The organism is Alteromonas sp. ABD4_190, from assembly GCF_056160105.1.
In genome coordinates, this window is record NZ_JBSWWN010000001.1 from 1,634,939 (window position 1) to 1,657,550 (window position 22,612).

At 44.4% G+C, this 22,612-nt stretch carries 19 protein-coding genes; 12 read left to right on the top strand and 7 right to left on the bottom strand.

The window, feature by feature from the left end:
• The first annotated feature begins 10 nt into the window (after positions 1–10).
• The 3 genes from argH to ACXAFM_RS07275 all read left to right on the top strand — a co-directional run bounded on the left by argH (position 11) and on the right by ACXAFM_RS07275 (position 3,793).
• Positions 11–1,393, top strand: coding sequence for an argininosuccinate lyase (gene argH, locus ACXAFM_RS07265; protein WP_474828197.1), 1,383 nt, complete (start codon positions 11–13; stop codon positions 1,391–1,393).
• An 18-nt stretch (positions 1,394–1,411) separates the two neighbouring features.
• Entirely contained in the window at positions 1,412–2,722 is a 1,311-nt protein-coding gene (gene argA / locus ACXAFM_RS07270) for an amino-acid N-acetyltransferase (protein ID WP_474828199.1), read from the top strand.
• Positions 2,723–2,896: 174 nt separating this feature from the next.
• Positions 2,897–3,793, top strand: coding sequence for an alpha/beta hydrolase family protein (locus tag ACXAFM_RS07275; protein ID WP_474834007.1), 897 nt, complete (start codon positions 2,897–2,899; stop codon positions 3,791–3,793).
• A 65-nt stretch (positions 3,794–3,858) separates the two neighbouring features.
• Here the strand turns inward: ACXAFM_RS07275 and ACXAFM_RS07280 are convergent, their stop codons facing one another.
• Complete coding sequence (locus ACXAFM_RS07280; RefSeq protein WP_474834009.1) at positions 3,859–4,923, bottom strand: DUF2855 family protein; 1,065 nt, start codon at positions 4,921–4,923, stop codon at positions 3,859–3,861.
• 65 nt (positions 4,924–4,988) lie between these two features.
• Positions 4,989–6,404: an NAD(P)-binding protein gene (locus ACXAFM_RS07285; protein WP_474834011.1), complete on the bottom strand. Its 1,416-nt coding sequence runs from the start codon at positions 6,402–6,404 to the stop codon at positions 4,989–4,991.
• Positions 6,405–6,528: 124 nt separating this feature from the next.
• Here ACXAFM_RS07285 and ACXAFM_RS07290 point away from each other — a divergent pair, with 124 nt between their 5' ends.
• Complete coding sequence (locus tag ACXAFM_RS07290; RefSeq protein ID WP_039219244.1) at positions 6,529–7,107, top strand: TetR/AcrR family transcriptional regulator; 579 nt, start codon at positions 6,529–6,531, stop codon at positions 7,105–7,107.
• Positions 7,108–7,158: 51 nt separating this feature from the next.
• Here ACXAFM_RS07290 and ACXAFM_RS07295 read toward each other — a convergent pair whose 3' ends face one another.
• A complete protein-coding gene (locus ACXAFM_RS07295; protein ID WP_474834013.1) occupies positions 7,159–8,634 on the bottom strand; it encodes a catalase in 1,476 nt (491 codons plus the stop codon).
• A gap of 509 nt (positions 8,635–9,143) precedes the next feature.
• Here ACXAFM_RS07295 and ACXAFM_RS07300 point away from each other — a divergent pair.
• Positions 9,144–9,671 carry a hypothetical protein gene (locus ACXAFM_RS07300; protein ID WP_474834015.1) on the top strand — a complete coding sequence of 176 codons (528 nt, stop codon included), beginning with the start codon at positions 9,144–9,146 and terminating at the stop codon, positions 9,669–9,671.
• Positions 9,672–9,808: 137 nt separating this feature from the next.
• On the opposite strand, the gene yghU is transcribed toward ACXAFM_RS07300, so the two are convergent.
• The 4 genes from yghU to ACXAFM_RS07320 form a co-directional block, all read right to left on the bottom strand.
• Entirely contained in the window at positions 9,809–10,666 is an 858-nt protein-coding gene (gene yghU / locus ACXAFM_RS07305; RefSeq protein ID WP_474828211.1) for a glutathione-dependent disulfide-bond oxidoreductase, read from the bottom strand.
• Between the two features lie 295 nt (positions 10,667–10,961).
• Positions 10,962–11,219: a hypothetical protein gene (locus tag ACXAFM_RS07310; RefSeq protein WP_474828213.1), complete on the bottom strand. Its 258-nt coding sequence runs from the start codon at positions 11,217–11,219 to the stop codon at positions 10,962–10,964.
• Between the two features lie 304 nt (positions 11,220–11,523).
• Positions 11,524–13,215, bottom strand: a complete 1,692-nt coding sequence (locus tag ACXAFM_RS07315; RefSeq protein ID WP_474828215.1) for an NAD-dependent malic enzyme — start codon at positions 13,213–13,215, stop codon at positions 11,524–11,526.
• A gap of 78 nt (positions 13,216–13,293) precedes the next feature.
• Complete coding sequence (locus tag ACXAFM_RS07320) at positions 13,294–15,957, bottom strand: penicillin-binding protein 1A (RefSeq protein ID WP_474828218.1); 2,664 nt, start codon at positions 15,955–15,957, stop codon at positions 13,294–13,296.
• A 177-nt stretch (positions 15,958–16,134) separates the two neighbouring features.
• Here ACXAFM_RS07320 and pilM point away from each other — a divergent pair, with 177 nt between their 5' ends.
• The 7 genes from pilM (at position 16,135) to aroB (ending at position 22,567) form a co-directional block, all read left to right on the top strand.
• A complete protein-coding gene (gene pilM / locus ACXAFM_RS07325) occupies positions 16,135–17,202 on the top strand; it encodes a type IV pilus assembly protein PilM (protein ID WP_474828220.1) in 1,068 nt (355 codons plus the stop codon).
• Positions 17,190–17,765 carry a PilN domain-containing protein gene (locus tag ACXAFM_RS07330; RefSeq protein WP_474828222.1) on the top strand — a complete coding sequence of 192 codons (576 nt, stop codon included), beginning with the start codon at positions 17,190–17,192 and terminating at the stop codon, positions 17,763–17,765. Before pilM ends, ACXAFM_RS07330 begins: the two co-directional genes overlap by 13 nt.
• A gap of 5 nt (positions 17,766–17,770) precedes the next feature.
• Entirely contained in the window at positions 17,771–18,382 is a 612-nt protein-coding gene (locus tag ACXAFM_RS07335) for a type IV pilus inner membrane component PilO (protein ID WP_474828224.1), read from the top strand.
• Positions 18,379–18,906, top strand: coding sequence for a pilus assembly protein PilP (locus ACXAFM_RS07340; RefSeq protein WP_474828226.1), 528 nt, complete (start codon positions 18,379–18,381; stop codon positions 18,904–18,906). The genes ACXAFM_RS07335 and ACXAFM_RS07340 overlap by 4 nt, the downstream gene beginning before the upstream one ends.
• 2 nt (positions 18,907–18,908) lie before the next feature.
• Positions 18,909–20,681, top strand: a complete 1,773-nt coding sequence (locus tag ACXAFM_RS07345) for a type IV pilus secretin PilQ (RefSeq protein ID WP_474828228.1) — start codon at positions 18,909–18,911, stop codon at positions 20,679–20,681.
• 271 nt (positions 20,682–20,952) lie between these two features.
• Complete coding sequence (aroK, locus tag ACXAFM_RS07350; protein ID WP_025256800.1) at positions 20,953–21,468, top strand: shikimate kinase AroK; 516 nt, start codon at positions 20,953–20,955, stop codon at positions 21,466–21,468.
• A gap of 31 nt (positions 21,469–21,499) precedes the next feature.
• Positions 21,500–22,567, top strand: a complete 1,068-nt coding sequence (gene aroB, locus ACXAFM_RS07355; RefSeq protein ID WP_474834017.1) for a 3-dehydroquinate synthase — start codon at positions 21,500–21,502, stop codon at positions 22,565–22,567.
• The last annotated feature ends 45 nt before the right edge of the window (positions 22,568–22,612 follow it).

Consider the following 22,612-nt stretch of genomic DNA (forward strand, 5'->3'; position numbering starts at 1 on the left):
GGAGCATCGCATGGCGTTGTGGGGTGGCCGGTTTGAGTCCGGTGCAAGTAGTATGTTTAAACAGGTTAACGACTCGCTGCCGTTTGACCAAGTTATGGCAAGCCAAGATATTCAAGGCTCTATCAGCTGGTCTCGTGCGCTGCAAAAGGCAGGCGTACTAACTGCTGACGAACAAGCACAGCTTGAAGCAGCACTTAGCGAGTTAAAAGCGAAAGCCGATGCTGGAGAATTAGACTTTAACGCATCGAGCGAAGAAGATATTCACAGCTTTGTAGAAGCTGCGCTTATTGAAAAGCTTGGCGATATTGGCCGTAAACTACACACAGGTCGTAGCCGTAACGACCAGGTGGCTACTGACTTTCGCCTGTGGGTACGAGAACATATTACCTCACTTCGTGCTGATGTTTTAGGTGTTATTAAATCTCTTCTAAATGCCGCAAGCCGTCATCAAGAAGCGATCATCCCAGGTTACACTCACTTACAGCGTGCACAACCTATTCACTTTGCACACTGGTGCTTAGCTTACGTTGAAATGCTAAAGCGTGACTTAAGCCGTTTAGACGACTTAAAAGTACGCATGAATCAGTGCCCTTTAGGTTCTGGCGCATTGGCAGGTACCACGTTTCCTGTAGATCGTCACGCCATTGCTGAAGAGCTGGGCTTTGACTCTCCATGCCTTAACAGCCTAGACGCTGTGTCGGATAGAGACTTTGTGCTAGAGCTTTTATTTGTAGCCAGCACCAGCATGATGCATTTGTCTCGTCTTGCCGAAGACATGATTTTCTATAACTCTGGCGAAGCCGGTTTCTTACAGTTAGGCGATAGCGTAACTTCTGGTTCATCGCTTATGCCGCAGAAGAAAAACCCAGATGCACTAGAGTTAATGCGTGGCAAATGCGGCCGTGTATTTGGCTCGTTACAAGCACTTTTGGTTACCATGAAGGGTCTTCCACTTGCATATAACAAAGATATGCAAGAAGACAAAGAAGGCGCTATCGATACGGTAAACCAGTGGCATATTTGTTTATGCATTGCCAGCGAAGTGCTCGACTCACTGCAGCTTAATGAAGAGCGCTGTCGTACTGCGGCAACTCAAGGCTTTTCTAATGCAACCGAGCTTGCAGATTACTTGGTTGGTAAAGGTGTGCCGTTTAGAACAGGCCACGATATCGCGGGCCGTGTCGTACTTCAGGCTATCGACAAAGGCTGCGCTATTGAAGATTTACCGCTAAGCGACATGCAGGCGATTTGCGATAAAATCGAAGACGATGTTTATCCAGTACTTCAATTAGAATACGGTGTAAACCAGCGCAATATCCTTGGCGGAACCAGCAAAGAAACAGTTACTAAAGCACTGTATCAAGAGCTGGAAGACTTGGATAAGCAAGGGTAGCGACAAGGAACTGCTTAGATGGTATTAGCGCATCATGACGGCATAAAACTGTTTCGCAGTTCACTGCCCTATATTAATGCTCACCAGGGAAAGACCTTCGTTTTGATGTTCGGTGGCGAAGCCATTGAGCATCCTAATTTCCCAAATATTATTCACGATATTGCCCTGCTTAACAGCTTGGGCGTGCGCGTGGTCGTAGTGCACGGTGCCCGCCCGCAGATTGATCAGCGCGTAGCCCTTCGCAATATTGAAGGCCGCTTTGAAGGCGGTGTACGCATTACCGATAAACAGACTCTTGAGTGCGTAAAAGATGCCGCAGGCTCGGTGCGCTCACAAGTAGAAGCTCTGCTTACCATGGGGCTGCCGAATTCACCTATGCACGGCTCGCAAATACGCGTGTGCTCGGGCAACTTGGTGGTGGCCAAGCCAATGGGCGTGAGAGGCGGTGTTGATTTTGAGAACACGGGGTTAGTGCGCCGTATTGATACGACCGGCATTAACGATCATTTAAACGATGGCTCGATTGTGTTGCTATCGCCTATGGGCTATTCATCAACGGGAGAGGTGTTTAACTTATCTCACGAAGATGTAGCTACGCAGGCGGCTATAGCCCTTAAAGCTGACAAACTTATCGTATTTTCAAACTATGATGGCGTATACAACCGTGACGGACGTTTACTTCGCACCATTGAACGCCCTCAGCTAGAACAGTTGATGATGGCGGGCGACATTACAACCGAAGATACGGTGTTAAGCGCTCTTACCACCAGCGTAGCTGCAGGTGTTCCCCGTGCCCACTGCATCAGCTTTGAAAAGGACGGCGCATTGCTTCAAGAGCTGTTCACCCGTGACGGTACGGGTTCGCTTGTAATGGAACACCATTACGAACAACTGCGTGCAGCGACTATCGAAGATGTGGGCGGGATCTTAAAGCTAATAAAACCGCTAGAAGAAAGCGGCGTGTTAGTTAAGCGCTCTAGAGAGCGTTTAGAGAACGAAATCAACCAGTTTATCGTGATAGTGCGAGACGGCATGATCATCGCGTGCGCAGCTTTGTATTTATATCCTGAAGACGGCTGCGCCGAACTAGCTTGTGTGGCGACCCACCAAGATTATCGCGGTAAAAACCGTGGCGAACGGATTCTAGATGAAGTGCGAACGCGTGCTAAAGAAGCCGGTATCAACAGTATTTTTGTACTGACCACAGTTACCGCACACTGGTTTTTGGAGCAAGGGTTTGAACCTGCTGACATTAGTGCGTTACCTGCCGTAAAGAAAGAGCTATATAACTTCCAGCGCAATTCTAAAGTGTTTACCTTAACGGTTTAGGAAATCTCTTGTTTTAAAGCGCGAATGCTATGGCTTACCATCCCAGCTAAGCAGTAGCATTTGCGCGTCACTTATCACTCAGCACTAACTATCAAAAAATAAATAGTCAGGATATTGCATTTTATTGGTGCAGAAGGTTTACTGGTTTGACCAGATGAGTTTTCGAGATCTCCAATGTCGAGCAAAATAAAGCAACACGCCCCCCTAAAAAGTACGAGTGTTAAAAATATCACTGTTACTTGCGTTGATAGCACGCCACTTGCAGCCTCTCTTTTCACCCCCGAGCAGCCTGCTAAAGCAGCCGTTATGATTGGTCCCGCAACGGGTATTAAACGTCAGTTTTACCGCGCATTTTCCACTTATTTGTGTGAGCAAGGGTTTGGCGTTATCACGTTCGATAACCGAGGTATTGGCGAGTCGGTAAAGGGCAGCGTTAAACAAAGCGATGCATCACTTGTAACCTGGGGTGAACAAGATATGCCGGCGGTGCTAGAGACACTAAAGGTTCATTTCCCTAATGTCCCCTATTTTCTTGTTGGTCATAGCGCAGGTGGTCAACTACTGGGTTTGATGCATAACGTACACGACCTCACTGCTTTTTGTAACTTTGGCAGTTCATCAGGAAGCTTGCGAAACATGCGTAAAAGCTATTTGCTAAAAGCGCATTTCTTTATGAATTTCTATATCCCCGTGAGTAATTTACTGTTCGGCCATACGAAATCTCAGTGGGTAGGCATGGGAGAACCACTACCTAAAAAAGTAGCGCGCCAATGGCAAAAATGGTGTAACGGCAAAGGCTACGTAAAAACAGGGTTTGGCAGTGATATTAACCAGCACCACTACGACACTATTCAAATTCCTTCTAAGTGGTTACTCGCCAACGACGACTACATTGCTAATATTCGCAACGTTCACGATATGATTAGCGTTTTCCCCAATATGGAAGCGCAAGTGGAGGAACTCGACCCTCAGGCCCATAACGTAAAAGAAATAGGCCACATGAAGTTTTTCTCACGAAAATGTCAGCATCTATGGCCTAAAGTTACTGAGTATTTCAACCAATACGTGTGAAAACTCCTTCGAACGAGCGCTTTTATCAAAGCGCTCGAACTCAATGCAAGTGTCTGGGTTACACACTAAACGAGTGTATAAATTCTTCCTTCGCTTGAGGGGATTTGACCTTGTTGATGCTGGCTAAAGTCATCTTGTAACGTGCTCAGCCCTTCACGCTCTTTCACGTTCAACCAACTTGCGCTCCACGCTATGGCCTTTGATACAAATCCACTACTCAATTTCTGGTACTCAGCAGCCCCAACCTCAGACATGCGCTGCTGTATATGAGCAGGCGCAAAGAAGAACTCCTCATCGCTTGCGGGCTTAACGTCCTGCCAGTGAGTAAGCCCAACGTTAATGTACCTGCTTAGATGCACACCAAGTTTATGTTTTATTGAGTCTTTAACCTTGGCATTGCCGGACATGTCGACCACAACGGTGCTTTTTAGTTGCAACATTTCCAGCTGTTCATAGCTAATAACAGTGCTGTAAACATTTAACGCTTCAAGTGATGCAATGCGCTTTTCAGAGGTGACGCCTATCGCGCTAATACCGGCTTCATTTAACGCAAAGGCAAGCCCTAAACTGGTTTTGCTTGAAGCACTTAATACTAATAACTGCTCTCTTTGTGCCCCAGGTATAGCATCGACTACTTCTGATAGACAGTAAGACGTTGCGTATAGCGGCCACAGCAACATCTGAAAATTTTCTTGGCTGTGCTGCTTAGTGATTACTTCAGCGTTAGCATCGCTCTTTTGGGCAGGCAGTGGACGATAGACGTTATAACCTTGCGGCAACTTCAAGCGATGAGGGCTACAGTCGATAAGGTTACTGCTACTAACTGTAGTGTTACTCATAACCAAATATTCAGCGGGCGGAAAATAACCTAGAAAACGACTCCCAACTTCTACTCTATCGTTGTTAGAGCTAATTACTTGACCCACTCCCCATACAGGAATAACGCCCCAGTTTTCGTTGCTACTAGTATTAAAAGGTGGAAAAAACTGCCAATACCCTAGCTTGTCACCCACCATATAATAGGTCAAGTTATTGGCAGTAAACGTGAACCTTTCAATTTTGATTACTAGGCTTTTCGCCTTTCCAGCTCCCTCTATCTGCGCGTTATCATGACTAGCTTCTGTTTGCATTATTCGAAAAACGGTTTGGGTTCGTTTTGTCTATTTGAAACTGTTTCATCGCTATTTGTAACCTCTTAAAGTTGCCCAGTAGCTTTTAAGCCGTGGATATAAGTCATCAGCTTTTGCATGGCCGGTGCTGCAGCTTCTTTCAAACGTCCTAATACCTGCATTTTTTGCATATCGTCTTTTGCCACGCCGTGCACTATTTTTGAAAAGCCATCTAGTCGACAATGGTAGATCCAATCTTTAAGCGCTGTGTCTTCCCCCCAAATTTGCATGTTTCGCAACATGGCAGCAGTCATGGGTAACCAGTCGACGTCACGATTAGGTAATGGGACCACTTGTGTCAGCATCTGCTTTTGTTGTTCATCGCTGTAGGCCGCCTCTACGTGGGCAATAAGCGCTGCACTAAAGACGGGTTGATAGGCACGTACTGTTTGAGGGGTGATGGTGTCGCCATCAAACACCGCTTTCATCTCTAAATTAGTAAGCGCTGAAGCAGAACAGTCAATAACAAGTACGTTATCTGGCATATTCCACGTGGTATCTTCAAATTGAAGCTTATCGCGGCTGATATGCTTAACCCGACCTTGTCTAACGACAGATGGCAGCGTTTGTAAGGCTTTAAGCTCTAGTTCGCTTACCGTTGCCCCGTGGAACATACTGGGTCTTACGTTTTTATCTAAACGCAACAGAACACCGCGTTCCTCTAACTTGTCGAACATATCTTCAATGGAGGTTGAAGCAGCAATAGCTTCCATTTGATTTGCTTGTGCCCCAATAGAGTCGAAGAAGAAGTCATCTAAGGGCTGGGTATTTTTACGGTTGAGTAACCACGCATCTCGCGATACCACCCAATGAATATTATGCGGCGCTACGTGGTTTTCAAGCAGCCATAGGCAGGTGTCAATACCCGTTTTACCACCACCGACAACCACGTAGTTTTCAAAGCCTTCGATATTTTCAACCAGGGTATTAACTGGCGTAAACGCTACATCATGGTCGCGAGTAAAGCTTGGAGTATGGGTAAGCGGAATATTGGTGTTTAGATAAGTAGCATCAACAATTTTCTTGTTCACAGTCACGTTATACTGCTTGCCACTTAAGGTAGAAATAAACTGTTTGTTTCCTTTGTATTCGCATAGCGGGTAATACTGCACTCGATTTGAAGGCAAAAAGGTTTCATTCATTACCGCATCGAAATACGCGCTAACTTCTTGGCCTGAAGCTAACCCCATTAGACCTTCATTCATTCCACACTTGTCGATTACGCCCCGATTTAGCTCTTTTGAGCATACGCCATAGAACGCTGAAGGCTGGTGAAGGGTAACGAAGGGGTAGGCATAATTCCAATGCCCGCCGGGCTTCGCATTTTTATCTACAATCAAAATGTTAGCGTTTGTTTCGTGAAGCAGTACATCAGCGAATGCCATCCCTACCGCTCCAGCGCCTACAATCAAATAATCGCAGGTTAATTGCTCAGTTTTCATATATAGTATCCTTATGAATAACCTGCGGCCAGGCAGGTTGAATGTTAAACCAAGAGATATAACAGCGTTATTAAGCCACCTTACATAACGGTGTTATATTGCGCAACATGTAAATGATGTGTAAATGAAAAAAGATACGCGACAAAAGATTTTAGATGCTGCTTCAGCACTGTTTTTAAAAGGCGGTACAAACGCGCTTAGCGTGCGCGCCATTGCTGACGGTGCAGGTATGTCTACTATAGGCATTTATAGCCATTTCAAAGGTAAGCAGGGTATTTTAGATGCGCTCTATATTGAAGGTTTTGAACTAGTAGAGCGTGAAATGTTGGCAGCCGACGGTAATACTGCGGCAGAAAAAGTGATTAATGGCTGCGAGCGTATTTTAACGTTTTCAGAAACCCATGCAGCCCATTATCGGTTAATTTTTGCTTCTAATTTGAAAGACTATACGCCATCAGATGAGGCGATAGAGGCAGGTGAAAAAGCCTTTATCACGCTAACTAAGCTTACCGCTGCGTTAATTAAAAAAGACCTGTCTGTTGAAGAAAAGCAAGATGTTGCTATGCAGGTGTGGGCGCTAAATCATGGTTATATCACGTTAAATCAGCACGAAATTAGCAACCGTATTACTTGGAACAATTGGAAAGAACGTGCGCTTCAAGCCATTCGCTTACACGTTTACGCCCTAGTCGCTACCCAGTAAAAAAGCGGGGTCAGAGTACTTTTTCCAAAATTAACTCTGACCCCATTTACTCTATCTGTTAGATACCGCCTGTCTCACACGGGCGCCATAATCACTATCTGCCAAGTCGTATTGAACGAACATGGCTTCTTGCACATCTTGAGTCGCTTGGCTTAAACCATCAGCGATATTGTTTACCAACTGCTGCTTTTGGTCTTCACTCATAATGCGATACAGGTTACCTGCCTGAGAGTAGTTATCTTCATCACGGTTATCATAAATATCTAACCATGCATCTTGCTCTAAAGGCATCGGTGGCTCTTGTACCTCTGGCATTTCAGCAGGCTCACCAATTCGCGCTCGGTTATTTGGATAGAAGTTCGCTCCACTTCCCGCAAGTGCTGGGTTAATCCCTGCAAAAGCGCCATCTCGCTGATAATTGTGTACCGGACAACGTGGTGCATTTACCGGTATTTGATTGTAGTTTGCACCAATGCGGTACCTGTGTGCATCTTGATATCCAATTAATCGCGCTTGAAGCATTCTGTCTGGCGATGCACCAATACCCGGTACCAAATTGCTCGGCGCGAACGCTGCTTGCTCAGTTTCTGCAAAGTAGTTATCAACATTACGGTTTAGCTCCAACTGTCCTACTTCAATTAACGGGAAGTCGCTGTGCGGCCATACCTTGGTAAGATCAAACGGATTGATACGATAATTACGTGCTTCCTCTTCGGTCATTATCTGCACGTTCACTGTCCACGATGGAAAATCACCGTTATCAATACTTTCAACAAGATCTTGTTGGGCACCATAGGCAGGCATTTTCGCTGCTTCTTCGTTAGTAAGCGTTTTGATACCTTGGTTAGTTTTAAAGTGCCACTTCACCCAATATCGCTCACCGGCGTTGTTCCAAAAGCTCAAGGTATGTGAGCTATAGCCATTCACATGACGGTATGAATACGGGATACCACGGTCAGACATCAAAATAGTTGATTGATGTAATGACTGAGGGTTGTTTGCCCAAAACTCATATACCGCCTGCGGATCTGGCAAGTTAGTACGTGGGTTCTTCTTCTGGCTGTGTATGAAGTCAGGGAACTTAATGCCGTCTCGCAAGAAGAATACGGGCGTGTTGTTCCCCACCATATCCCAGTTACCCTGTTCCGTGTAAAACTTCACCGAAAACCCACGTGGGTCACGAGCGTAATCGCTTGAGTCTTGACCACCACCTACAGTAGAAAACCGCAAAAACACATCGGTTTTCTGCCCTTCTTTTTGCAAGAAATCAGCAATAGTATAATCAGACAAACTTTTAGTTAGCGTAAACGTACCATACGCTGCACTGCCCCTGGCGTGAACTACGCGCTCTGGGATTCGCTCGCGGTTAAAGTGCGCAAGCTTCTCGAACAAATAGTGGTTGTCGAAAGTAACGGGGCCACGTGGTCCTGCAGTTCGACTTTGATTGTCATTAGCAACGGGCGCACCATTGCTAGATGTTAGCGTGGTAGGATTTATAGTTGTACCTGAAAATGGACACTTACTCATTGCGAATTCCTTCTAATTCATTTCTCGCCCTCTTTTCAGCTTTACTAATAGTCTCGCTAAAACTGGGGGCTATATGCGCAATTAACAATGTTTCGTTAATCACCTTTTTCGTTTAAAAAGATAATCGCTGATTCACAACAACAATTAAAGTGAACAAAATAGATAATGCTAATCGTGATTTCAAATTACGCTAAAACACCTTTACTAGGTGAATATTTTTGAATATCTGTTTTTGCTGCTGGGGCGTCGTAAGATGAAGGTAAGTATCGGCGAGTTTTTTATGACTGGAAGGAGCGAAAGCTACTCATCGCTATTGTCTGGCATCTAAAATAAATGGTGAAATGTGCAAATTCCATGGGTTCTTCAGCTGACACGCTCACTATTTTAGTTCGATATAGGCGATAAAAAGATAGAGCAAAACGAATTACTTTTTTGCAATGAAAGTCTAGCGGTGTGCTTTTTTCGTAAAAGGCACAATAAGCATCCGCAATCTACTAGGGGCTTGCCTCATGACAAAGCCACTCATATTTATCACCGGTTTTATAATGTTGTGCATCATTGCCTTTGCTTCTTGGAATACCTTTGAAACACTTTGGCGTATTAACAGCAAGAACAGCGAGCTAAGTTTTATGGGCAGTTCGGGTTGGCAGTGGCATAACAAATCACAAGGGCTTCAAATAAAGCGAGTTGATGGCTATTTGCCTGCGCTCAGAAAAGTGTCCGAGAGTAAAGAATATGCATCACTCGTTACCATTACCGAAAAGGGCAACTACCGGGGTTTTGTGTTTTTTGACCAAGACTGTGAAGAAGGCGCTATTGTCTCGGAGCGGGTAGCTTACAGTTCGGCAGAACCACCAAAACTTGAAGTGTTACACTGCCTACATGGAAAGCTGGTATATATGAAAAACTGGACAACAGCACCCACAGAAAGCTGGCGAGGCCGAGTGGGCAACTTTGAATTTAATGAGCCCCTGAATGAGTGGGATTTCACTCCACTTCAACAAGCCTACTTAAAGAGTGTGGCAGAGCTCATTTGAAAATTGGGGTCAGAGTACTTTTTGATCTCGGTTTTTGTCTATCCCCCTTCCTTAGCCATTCTGATGCTAAAAAGATGACAAACATAACTAAAGTACTCTGACCCCGTCATTTGAGTAATGTACTCTGACCCCATTAATTAGGTGTTGGCGAGTGCATCGTCGATATCTTTGGCGCTGTGGCGGTTTTCTAACTGGCCATCGTCTCCCCAGGTCTTGTTGACGATACGACCTCGTTTAACCCCTTCACGCTGCTCTAGTTGCTTAGCCCAACGAACTAAATTTGTGTACTCGTGTACTTGAAGAAACGTTGCGGCATCGTACAGATTTCCAAGCACTAGATTGCCATACCATGGCCATATAGCCATATCAGCAATGCTGTATTCTTTTCCCGCCATAAACTCATTGTTTGCTAAGTGCTTGTCTAGCACGTCTAGCTGACGCTTAGTTTCCATAGTAAAGCGATTGATAGGATATTCCATTGGATACGGCGCGTAACTGTAGAAGTGTCCGAAGCCACCGCCTAAGTAGGGCGCTGACCCCACCTGCCAGAACAGCCAGTTGAAACATTCCGTCTTGGCATGGGCATCTTGCGGAATGAACTTACCGAATTTTTCCGCCAAGTAAACTAATATCGACCCCGACTCGAATAGCTTGGTTTCTGGTGACGTTGTCGTGTCGACCATAGCAGGAATTTTACTATTCGGATTAACGTCGACAAACCCGGAAGAAAACTGGTCGCCCTCACCAATGTTAATCAGCCAAGCGTCGTATTCTGCTTCGTTCACGCCAGCAGCTAACAGCTCTTCAAGCATGATAGTCACTTTTTGACCGTTAGGCGTGGCTAACGAGTATAGCTGCAAACCGTGTTTACCATTCGGACGAGCCTTTTCATGGGTAGCGCCCGACACAGGGCGGTTTATGCTGGCCCACTTGTTGCCATCATCCTCAGCCTGTGTCCAAACTTCTGGTGGGGTGTAGGTACTTTCTGTCGACATAGCAAATCCTTATAGGTTCTTTATTGGTAATGATTACTGCAAAAGTTGTACTACAATACATAGCTATTAAGAACAGCTTTTAAAGACTTATAGCTCAACCCTGTCGACTAATAAACGGTGATATACGGTTACTGACATAAAAAAACCGCGCTTTGTAAAGATACAAAGCACGGCTTTAATAATAAAAGGCGAGCAGTCCTTTGCCCGCAAACTGGTACTATTCGATGGTTACCGTTGTAGTGTCGCCCGCTACAACTGTGGCAGTATCGATAGTGTGTAGAAGAGTAATAGTGAGTTACTTAACTTTGTAATAGGCGTCAATCAGGTCGGACTCATCTAGATAGGCAAACATTTCACTTTGTTCATCTAGGGTACTTTCTGAAGTAGGCTCGATAACTTTTTCAGTAGCCTTTTCATCATGTGCTACAACCTCAACATGAGTTGCATCACAAGCAGACAGTGTTGCAAGAGCTGCCATAACTAACGACGTAGAGAATGAGCGCTTAATAACTCGCGCACTCAAAGGACTTACCTTGTTTTTTAACTTTGTCATCAATAACACCTCTTGCTCCTTGTTATAACTAATAATAGGTATATCAATCATTGTGCCAAATAAAAATAATCGATAAATTACAAGAGCTTAACTAAAAAACAATAATATGATATTTGAATAATACAAAGGAAATGTTGCGCATAGGCAACACCATATTACATTTGATGGGATTCAGGTCGTGAAATGGAGCCAGCCGTTAGATGATTATTTAATTCTGCTTTTAATTAGTAAGTAATAGTAGAAACAGTTATTACACGCACAAAAAAAGCAGGCTAAGCCTGCTTTTCGATAACGTGAACACTTATTAGATGCTAACGCGCTTATAAGGGCGATACTCTGCTTTCCAGAAGTTTCGCTCAATGCTGGCGCGCAGTGCGTCGTCAGACATTTCCAAGGCTAGTCCCTGCTCCATCGCTACTCTGCCCACTTCAAAAGCAATCTCACGGCTAATTTCTGCAATTGCTGCAAGTGGTGGCAATAATGAACCTTGACCGGTGTTGACTAATGGCGACGCTGCCGCCAGAGCATTACTTGCTGCCATTAGCATTTCATCGCTAATTAACTTCGCTTTTGATGCAACAACACCAAGACCAATACCAGGGAAAATATAAGAGTTATTACACTGAGCAATAGGGATGACATTGCCATTGTACTCAACAGGCTTAAACGGGCTCCCGGTTGCAATAATAACCTCACCTTCGGTCCATTCAATTACTTGCTCTGGACGCGCTTCAACCTGGCGAGAAGGGTTGCTTAACGGGAAGATAATCGGCAGTTCACAACCTTGCTTCATGGCACGGATAACTTGCTCAGTGAATAGGCCTGGCTGACCCGAAACACCAATAAGTACGTCTGGTTTCGCGCAGTGCATCACATCTAACAAAGAGGCGTAGTCACCGCTGAATGTCCAATCTGCCAAATCGGCATTCTTCTGCTGAAGTTTTTGTTGAAAGTCGCGCAAACCTTCCATGCCTTCAGTTACCAAGCCAAAACGGTCAATCATAAACACTTGCTTACGCGCTTGTTCGTCAGTAAGGCCTTCAAATACCATTTGCTGAATTAGCATTTCAGCAATACCACAGCCCGCAGAGCCCGCCCCAACGAACACAACTTTCATGTCTCTTAGCTTCTGCTGCTTGGTTTTACACGCCGCCAGAATAGTGCCAAGAGTAACTGCAGCGGTGCCTTGAATATCGTCATTAAAGCAGCATACATCGTTGCGATAGCGGTTTAATAACGGCATAGCGTTTGGCTGCGCAAAATCTTCAAACTGAATCATGACATCAGGCCAACGTCGCTTTACAGCGTTAATGAACATATCAACGAATTCGTCGTATTCTTCCTGTCCAATACGCGGATGGCGCGCTCCCATATACATTGGGTCGTTTAGTAGCTTTTCGTTATTAGTTCCTACATCTAACATTACGGGCAATGTGTATGCCGGGCTAATTCCCCCGCAAGCGGTGTAAAGCGAAAGCTTACCGATAGGAATGCCCATCCCCCCGATACCTTGGTCTCCCAGGCCTAAAATACGCTCACCGTCTGTTACAACAATTACCTTCACTTTGCGCTTAGTCGCATTACGAACGATATCATCTAGCTGATGGCGCTCTTCATAAGACACAAATAAGCCTCGTGAACTGCGATAAATATCAGAAAACTGTTCACATGCATCACCGACTGTTGGCGTGTAGATGATAGGCATCATCTCATCGATGTGCTTTTGAATAAGGCGATAAAATAAGGTTTCGTTGTTGTCTTGAATAGCACGTAAGTAAATATGCTTATTGAGTGCTTCATCGAAGCTACTGTATTGCAAATAGGCGCGTTCAACTTGCTCTTCAATAGTTTCGTACCGTGGAGGCACAAGACCGGTTAAGTTAAACGCAGCTCTCTCGCGCGCAGTGAAGGCGCTGCCTTTATTCAGTAGGGGAGTTTCCAGCAGTGAAGGGCCGGCATGAGGAATATAAAGATATCGCTGTGAATCTTCTGACATTGGTTTTCCGATAATGAGTTCAGGGCAAATACATCGCCTTCGCCTAAAGCAGCACGCACACAGCGTGCTTTTTTATAATTAGAATATTTCTTCTGGCTCTGGCGCAGTAGTGTTGTCCTGCGTGGCTGGATCTAACACTTCGTCATCGCGAACGTAAGTAGTTGGCTCAGTACCTTGCAGGAAATATTCGAATAGTGTCGTATGGTCTGTGCGTCTGGTCAACTTTCCACTGGTACGATCAATGCGAACACGCACTATATCTTCTGGTACGGGCATCGGCGTATGCGGTTTACTTTCAAGGGCATGTTGCATAAATCGGATCCACGCAGGCTCCGCCGCTTTAGCTCCATCTTCGATACCAATCAAAGCGTTACCAATCCAGTTGAACTTCTCAGGGTTTTTATTGATAAGGTTTTGGTTTCGCGTTGCACGGCCTAGTTGACGGCCCATGTTGTCGAAGCCAACCCAGGTTGTTGCAACTAAGTCCTTATGGAAGCCGCTAAACCAGGTATCTCGTGAATCATTCGTTGTACCTGTTTTACCTGCAATATCAGTACGCTGAAGAATATTGCGAGCACGCCAGCCTGTGCCTAGCCAATAGGTTTTTTTACTCCAATTCCCGTTTGCTCTAACCGCTGTACGCATCATCTCTGCTACTAAAAAGGCGTTTTGTGCAGTGATTACCTGTGGCGCTATCACTTTTTCTTCGCCTTCATCACCGTCGACGTCACTAAGCAAAATGTCTTGATTTAATTCTGCGGCAAGTAAAGCCTCAATATCAGCTTCTTCGTCTTCGGGTAATATTTCCGGGTCGCTTTGATTCTCACAACGATTACATGCCCAAACCGGGTTTGCCTTCCATAGCTCATCACCATTTTCGTCCAGCACCTTACTGATAAAGTGAGGGTTTACCAGGTAGCCTCCGTTAGCGATAACCGACATTCCTCTTACCACTTCAAGCGGCGTGTGCGAACTCGAACCTAGAGATACAGTTTCATCTAATGGAATGTCGTCTTTGTTAAAACCAAACCGGGTTAAATAATCTGCCGTTTCTCTTAGACCAACACCGCGAAGTAATCGAACCGATACCACGTTTTTAGATTTGCCCAAGGCTTTGCGCATTCTTATTGGGCCATCGTACTCTGCCGGTGAGTTCTGTGGTCGCCAGGCAACGCCTGTTGCCGCATTCCATTGGTTTATAGGCGCGTCGTTTATAATAGATGCGAGTGTGTAACCACTGTCTATTGCTGCTGAATAAACGAAAGGTTTAATGTTTGAACCCACTTGACGCTTAGCCTGGGTAGCCCTATTAAATTGGCTTTGGTAGAAGCTATAACCGCCAACCACGGCTTCAACCGCGCCGTTTTTCGGGTTAAGTGCAATAAAGGCTCCGCTTACCTCGGGGATTTGCGAAATGCGCCACTGCCCTTCTTGCTGCCTGATATAAATTACTGCGCCTTCTTGGGTTACATCTGAGGCGGTTTTAGGGTCACTACCCTGCCTAAAATCCGTAATGTAGCGTCTAGCCCAATCGAGGCCATCCCACTCTACCGTAATGGTTCTTCCATCAACGGCAAGCACATCGATTGACTGATCATTTACCTTTGTAACTACAGACGGTAATAAGGGTTTGATATGAGGAATTTCTTCAAGCACACGCATGAGTGATTCGTTGTCCCACTCTTCTCGTGTTGTTTTATTGCTTATATCAAAACTTAACGAAAGCTGTGGGATTGCGTCATTTTTTCCTTCTTTCTTAGGAATATTCCATAAGTACCCAAGAGCGCCTTTATAACCGTGACGCTCATCATAGTCATGAAGGTTTCTTACCACAGCACGTTGTGCGGCTAGTTGAAGGTCAGAGGTAGCTGTAGCGTAAACTTGATAACCGCCCGTTTCCGCCTCTTCTTTGCCATAAATTTCAACCATTTCGTTATAAATGGTGTCAGCCAAATAAGGGGCATCAACTTCAATTTCGGCACCGTGCTTCTTTGCTGAAACTGGCGCATTGGCAGCTTCATCAAACTGCGTTTTAGTGATGTATCCTTCGTCAAGCATGCGAAGTAACACCACTCGTCTGCGCTCAACAGAGCGTTGCGGCCCACTGATAGGGTTAAGCACTGATGGCGCCTTGGGAAGACCGGCAATAGTAGCAATTTGAGCTAATGAAAGCTTGTTAAGCGGTTTGCCATAGTACACTTGAGCAGCCGCACCAAAACCAAAGGACCTATGACCTAACTCAATTTTATTGAGGTATAGTTCGAGAATTTCTTGCTTAGAAAGCTCCTGCTCCATGTGTAATGCAATAAAAATTTCTTTTATTTTACGAATATAGGTTTTTTCACGGCTAAGAAAGAACCCTCTTGCTAACTGCATAGTTAATGTACTCGCGCCCTGGCGCTTTTCGCCCGTTAGCACCAAGCTAACTGCAGCACGCATAATACCGATAGGATCAATGCCGTGGTGTTCGTAGAAGCGACTATCTTCTGTGGCAAGTATGGCATCGACTAATTCATGTGGAACTTCTTCAAGCTTCACAGGAATTCTTCGTTTAACTCCATATTGTGAAATAAGTCTCCCGTCTTTGGTGTATATCTGCATAGGTGTTTGCAGTCGCACATCCTTTAGTACAGTAACACTTGGCAGATCAGGTTTGATATAAAGGTAAATACCAACTAACGCTGCCGAACCAAGCAAAATTGATAGAAAACTAAGTAAAATAAGTGGTTTAATGTACTTCACTGTAACGAATACCAAGACATTTTGTTAAAATAACGTATATTCTATACGTATGTTTTATCTCTAGAACCATACGCAGAATTCTATTAGAGTAGTATTGTACTTTAGAGCAACTACCTTTGAAACCGGACAATTGCAAATGAAATCGCTGTATAAAAACAATAAAATGGAAATTTACACATGAAATCGCTGTTTAAAAAAAAGCTGCCGTCGATTGTGGGCTTAGACATAGGGACGCGTCAAATAAAAGCGGTATGGCTAGAGCAATCGAAAGACGGGTATATACTTCAGGGTTATGCCTGCGAACCCATTACCAAGATCGCTTTTTCAGAGCGGGATATTAAAGATTACGAATCAGTAAGCATTGCGCTTAAAAAAGTTCAAAAATCATTAAAAACTAAACTAAAGTTGGCAAACATCGCTGTTGCTGGCACTTCTGTTATCAGTAAAATTGTATATATGGACCCTGAGCAGAATGATTACGACCTTGAAAGTCAAATTGAGATAGAGGCCGACAGCCTTATTCCTTATCCACTTGAAGAGGTGTATTTAGATTTCGAAGAAATAGAGCCAAGCAAAACTCACTCAGGTAAAGTCAACGTGTTATTGACAGCCGCTCACAAAGACGTAGTCGACAGTCGGTTATTACTAGCAAGAGAAGCTAACTTCGAACCCAAAATTGTTGATATGGAAAACTATGCTATTGGAAACGCGTTGAGTTTTTTCCATTCAAACGAGGCTGACGATAAGCCAATCTGTTGCATTAATGTGGGAGCCTCTCTTCTTCAAATTTGTGTGGTTAAAAATGGTAATGTAATTTATACGAAAGAACACACTTTTGGATTAAATCAGCTCATAAACGACGTTAGTGCCATTCATATGGTAGAGCGTGAAGTTGCAGAGCGCCAATTACTAGATGGCACGCTTCCAGGAAACTGGGTAGAAGATACTCTTCCAATTTTTGCTGCAAATCTCCAGCAAAGTATCAACCGGGCGCTCCAGATGTATATGAGCACTACGCACGCTGACCGCCCAACAGAAATACTATTGAGTGGGGGCGCTGCCAATATTGAGCCTCTTGTTGAAATTCTCAATCAAGACCTCGGGTTAAACGTAATTGGTTTTAATCCATTTAAGGATATTTCAATCAATCCCAAATTAGATGGTGAAAGACTAAACAAAATTGCGCCACAATTGACGATTGCAGCGGGACTAGCAAGTAGGAGTTTCACACCATGGCACATATAAATTTACTTCCATGGCGTGAGAAGCAACGTCAGCACCAAAAACAACAATACTTGTTAGGCTTGGTTGCAGTAGCAGCTATAATGGGTTTGATATTTTGGTTTATTGCGCAAGCATTTGATCAGCAAATCAATAATCAAAACTCTCGAAATCAGTTCCTTCAGGGTCAAATATCAGCTCTGGACGCGCAAATTGGTGAAATTAAGAAAGTAAAAGAGAATAAAAGTGCGCTGGAACAACGAATGGCGCTTATCGAACAACTTCAAGCTAACCGAAACGTAACGCCTGTAGTTTTCGACAAGCTCGCGTCTATCGTACCCGCTGGTGTTACTTTTGAAGCGATGAGTCGTGCTGGTAATCGCATCAGCATCGAAGGCACAAGCGATTCTAATAATCGACTATCAGATTTCATGCGCGCGTTGGAAAACTCTGATACGTTTATCGGCGCAGAATTGTCGTCGATAAAAGCTGACAGTAGTACAGCGATAGCGGTAAGCGACTTCAAGCTGACGTTTTTGATTAACCCCAATATAGCTCCTGTAGAAGAGCCTGGTAATGGAGTCTAGGCGTAATGAAATTTGATGTATCAAAATTAAAAGAACTAAATGAATTAGATTTCGAACAAATTGCAATCTGGCCAAATGAGGTACGCATAGTTGTAGCTCTATTCGTTGCAATTATTGTCGGTGCGTTAAGCTACTACACACTAGTCGTTCCTAAGCTGCCTATTTTAGAAGCTGCAGAATTAAAAGAAGGTGAGTTAAAGTTACAGTTTGAGGCAAAATACAGAATAGCCGCAAATCTCGACGCGTATGAAGAGCAATTGGAACAAATAAGAAAAGACTTTTCATCAATGCTTAGAAGCCTACCAACAAGTAATGAAACACCAGGACTTTTGGATGACATAACCTATGTTGGTACATCAGCAGGGCTAACATTCAGGTTGCTCAATTGGCAAAAAGAAGTTCCAAAAGAGTTCTACACAGAGCTACCTATTGAAATGGAAGTGAGCGGTGGCTATCACAGCTTCGGTGAGTTCACATCGAAAATAGCAGCGCTACCGCGTATTGTGACACTTCACGATTTTGAGATAGAGCGCTCATCGGGTGAACTATCGCTAAAATTACAAGCGAAAACATACCGCTCAGAGAATACTTCGCTAATAGGGGAGGAAAAAGAATGATTCGTCGTGTTTCTTCTCTATTTATTTTTGCTATTATCTCAGGCTGTGCACCGCAATTAGACGACCTACAGGCATACACTCAGGAAGTAAAAAGCCGTGCTCAACCCCAAATTGAACCTTACGTTGAGTTTCAAGTTCAACCGCCTTTTGTCTATACTTCGAGCTCTTTAAAAAGCCCGTTCAAATATCCAGAAGGTGTGGCGACTCCACTTAAGAAGCCACGTATAGAGAACTGCTCAGAACCAAACTTTGACCGCAAGAAAGAAGAGTTAGAGGCTTATGGTTTAGATGCACTTTCGCTGATGGGTAATTTCAAGCTTAAGGGCGAAAGATGGGCACTGATTAAAAGTAACGATGGAATTCTTCACAAAGCCAAGATAGGGAGCAGAATTGGCGTGTTTTACGGAACTATTACACAAGTCGGAACAGATTCGATTACGATAAGACAATTACTACCAGATGGTGCAGGCTGCTGGCAAAGGAAAACAACAACAATGAATACAGCATCTAAGGCGGGAGAGTAAACATGGCTGAACGATACATATTTAACAAGTCACTGAATCGTAAAGCGCCCAAATGGTATTGGCTTGCAGCTGCAGCTACTGCTATTTTCTCTGTCGCTGTTATTTCATCGCCAGTGAAGGCACAGGAACCTGTTTTAGTCGACCCGAAGAGCAGCGACTACGCTCAACAAAGCAGATCGACAATTACGAATGTAGACTTTACCCAAGCAGGCAAGGAAACAGCCATAGTCTTGGTGACATTGGATGGCTCAGAACCCAAGGTACAGCTAATTGAATCTCAGGGTAAAATTACACTTACACTTACAGACACTGATTTAGGTGACGACCAGCTAGTCGAGTTAAATGTTGCTGATTTTGGCACTATTGTGTCAACTATTGAGACTTTTCAAGACGATAGCAACGCACGTGTTGAAGTAAATTATTCTGGGGCTGTGCTTGTTCAAAATACCATTAACGATAATGTGCTTCGATTAGAAATCAAGCCAATGGACACCGAGCAAAAAGAAGCGTTAGAGAATGAAAAGCAATACTCTGGCGAACCGATATCGCTAGACTTTCAAGACGTCCCTGTTCGCCAAGTGCTTCAAATTATCGCGCAGGTTAACGGTTTCAACCTAGTAACTACTGACACGGTAGCCGGTAACGTTACTATCAGTTTATCGGGCGTTCCTTGGGATCAAGCACTAGAAATGATTCTTCGTGTTAAAGGCCTAGATAAACGCCTAGAGGGCAATATTTTGTTAATCGCCCCTGCTGAAGAGTTAGCCGCTCGTGAAGCGCAAACATTGCAGTCACAGCAACAAGTATCTGATTTAGCGCCGCTTCAAACAGTGGATATACCGGTAAATTATGCAAAAGCTTCAGCTTTAGCTGCAATTTTGAAGTCTTCCGAAGGGGGAATTCTTTCGGAGCGTGGTGGCGTGACGGTAGATGAGCGTACAAACACGCTAATTATCCGCGACACACTATCATCTATTGACGAAGCACGTAAGATGATTGATGTGCTTGATATTCCAGTAAAACAAGTCCTGATTGAAAGTCGCATGGTTACTGTCTTAGACAATGTTGACGAGCAGCTAGGCGTGCGCTGGGGCTTCAGCGATCGCCAAGACGATAATGGTGTTTCCGGTAGTATTGAAGGTGCCGACACCATTGCGGGAGGCGTAATACCCAGCATTGATAACCGCCTTAATGTAAACCTCCCAGTAAGCAGTGCAGCTGGTACCATAGGTTTTCAGTTAGCAAGCTTAATAGATGGAACTATTCTCGACCTTGAACTTTCAGCGTTAGAAGCCGAAAACAAAGGGGAAATTATAGCAAGCCCACGCATTACTGTTGCCAACCAACACGAAGCTTACATTGAACAAGGTACTGAGATTCCATTCGTACAGGCGGCGTCCAGTGGTGCAACTGCCGTTACATTCAAAAAAGCTGTACTTTCTCTTAAGGTTACGCCACATATAACACCTGACAATCGGATTATTCTTGATTTGGTAGTGACACAGGATACTCGAGGCGAAACAGTCAGTACATCAACAGGTGATGCCGTTGCAATTGATACACAAGAGATAAAAACACAGGTATTAGTAGAAAACGGTGAAACCATAGTTCTTGGTGGCATTTTCCAGCAAACAAGTTCAGATGGTGTTTCGAAAGTGCCTCTATTTGGCGACCTGCCTGTAGTGGGTTCACTGTTTAGAAACACTTCTCAACTTCAAGAAAAGCGAGAACTACTCATTTTTGTTACACCTAAAATTGTAACTGAACGCCCATAAGAACCGCTTAACCTTAGAAAAAAACGCGCATCTTTATGCGCGTTTTTTATTTTTATCCTTTATTTTCTAACTAAATTTAAATGTATACGCTATTTGTTAGTAACAAAACTTGCATCGCCTTGCATGAAACTGAGATAATCCCCGCCTCGAAATTTAAGCGAGGTTTAAGGAGTGGTGCTTATTGGACACTAAATAGGCACGAGTCAATGGGTAGGCTGGTAAGGCAACAGTGCACTGCCCCTAACATGATTAAGTTGTGATATAAGCAAATATGGCTGAAAAACGTAATATCTTTTTAGTTGGCCCAATGGGTGCTGGCAAAAGTACTATCGGTAGACATCTGGCAGACGAACTTCACCTAGACTTTTTTGATTCTGATCAGGAAATTGAGCGCCGCACGGGTGCAGACATTGCCTGGATCTTCGACCTTGAAGGCGAAGACGGATTCCGTAAACGCGAAGAGACCGTCATTAACGATTTGACAGATAAGCAAGGTATTGTACTTGCCACTGGCGGCGGTTCTATTGTAACCAAGGCTGTGCGTAATCGTTTATCTGCCCGCGGCATTGTTGTTTACCTACAAACAACAATCGATAAGCAAGTTGCCCGTACACAACGCGACAAACGTCGCCCTTTGCTACAAAACGAAGATCCTGAACAAGTACTTCGCGATCTTGCAGAAATGCGCAACCCGCTTTATGAAGAAGTAGCTGATTACATAGTTGATACAGACGACCAAAGTGCACGTGCTGTAGCAAATCAAATAATCAGTAAAATCGGTCTATAAATTAAAAAATGTAATAGGAGGTGCTACGCCAATGTCAACCTTAACTGTGGAACTTGGAGAACGTAGCTATCCTATACAGATAGAGGCTGGGCTGCTTTCGCAACCTGGCCTTTTTAGTGCCTATATTAAAGGCCCGCTTGCTGTCATTGTTACTAACGAAACCGTTGCACCGCTTTACTTAGAGACGGCTAAAGCGGCGTGTGGTGACGTTCATGTTGAAACCATCATTCTGCCAGACGGCGAGCAATATAAGAATTTAGAACAATTCGAAGTGGTTATGACCCGTCTTCTTGAGCTTAACGCAGCAAGAGATACTACGCTTATCGCACTTGGCGGTGGGGTAATTGGCGACCTAACAGGTTTTGTGGCAGCCACGTACCAGCGCGGCGTACCTTTTATTCAAGTGCCTACAACGTTGCTTTCTCAAGTAGACTCATCGGTAGGCGGAAAAACAGCGGTAAACCACCCTCTAGGTAAAAACATGATTGGTGCTTTCTACCAACCTGTTTATGTTGCTATTGATACCGACTCGCTAGCAACACTACCCCCAAGAGAATTTGCTGCTGGTATGGCAGAAGTTATTAAATACGGCATTATTTACGATGCACCGTTTTTTACGTGGCTTGAAGAAAACGTTAACGCACTTACGTCTCTTGATACTAATATCCTTACCTACGCCATTTCTCGCTGCTGCGAAATAAAAGCGGATGTGGTTGCGAAAGACGAACGGGAAGGTGGTTTACGCGCCATTCTTAACTTAGGTCACACGTTTGGCCATGCTATTGAAGCTGAACAAGGTTATGGCAATTGGTTACACGGCGAAGCAGTAGCCGCTGGTACTATAATTGCTTGTAAAGCTGCTGAAGCATTAACATGGTTTGAAGCGTCAGAAACACGACGCGTGTCAGCGCTATTCGAAGCTTTTGCACTGCCTATTGCAGGGCCTAGTAGCATGACGAAAGACGACTATGTTAAGCACATGAAACGCGATAAGAAAGTGGAAGCGGGTAGTATTCGGTTTGTACTTCCTCAAGGCATTGGCAAAGCGGTTGTTACTAAAGACGTTACCGACACCATCCTTACTGACATTCTCTCTTAGACATTCGCGTTCGCGCCAAACTGGCAGCGTGCCCTTTCATTATTC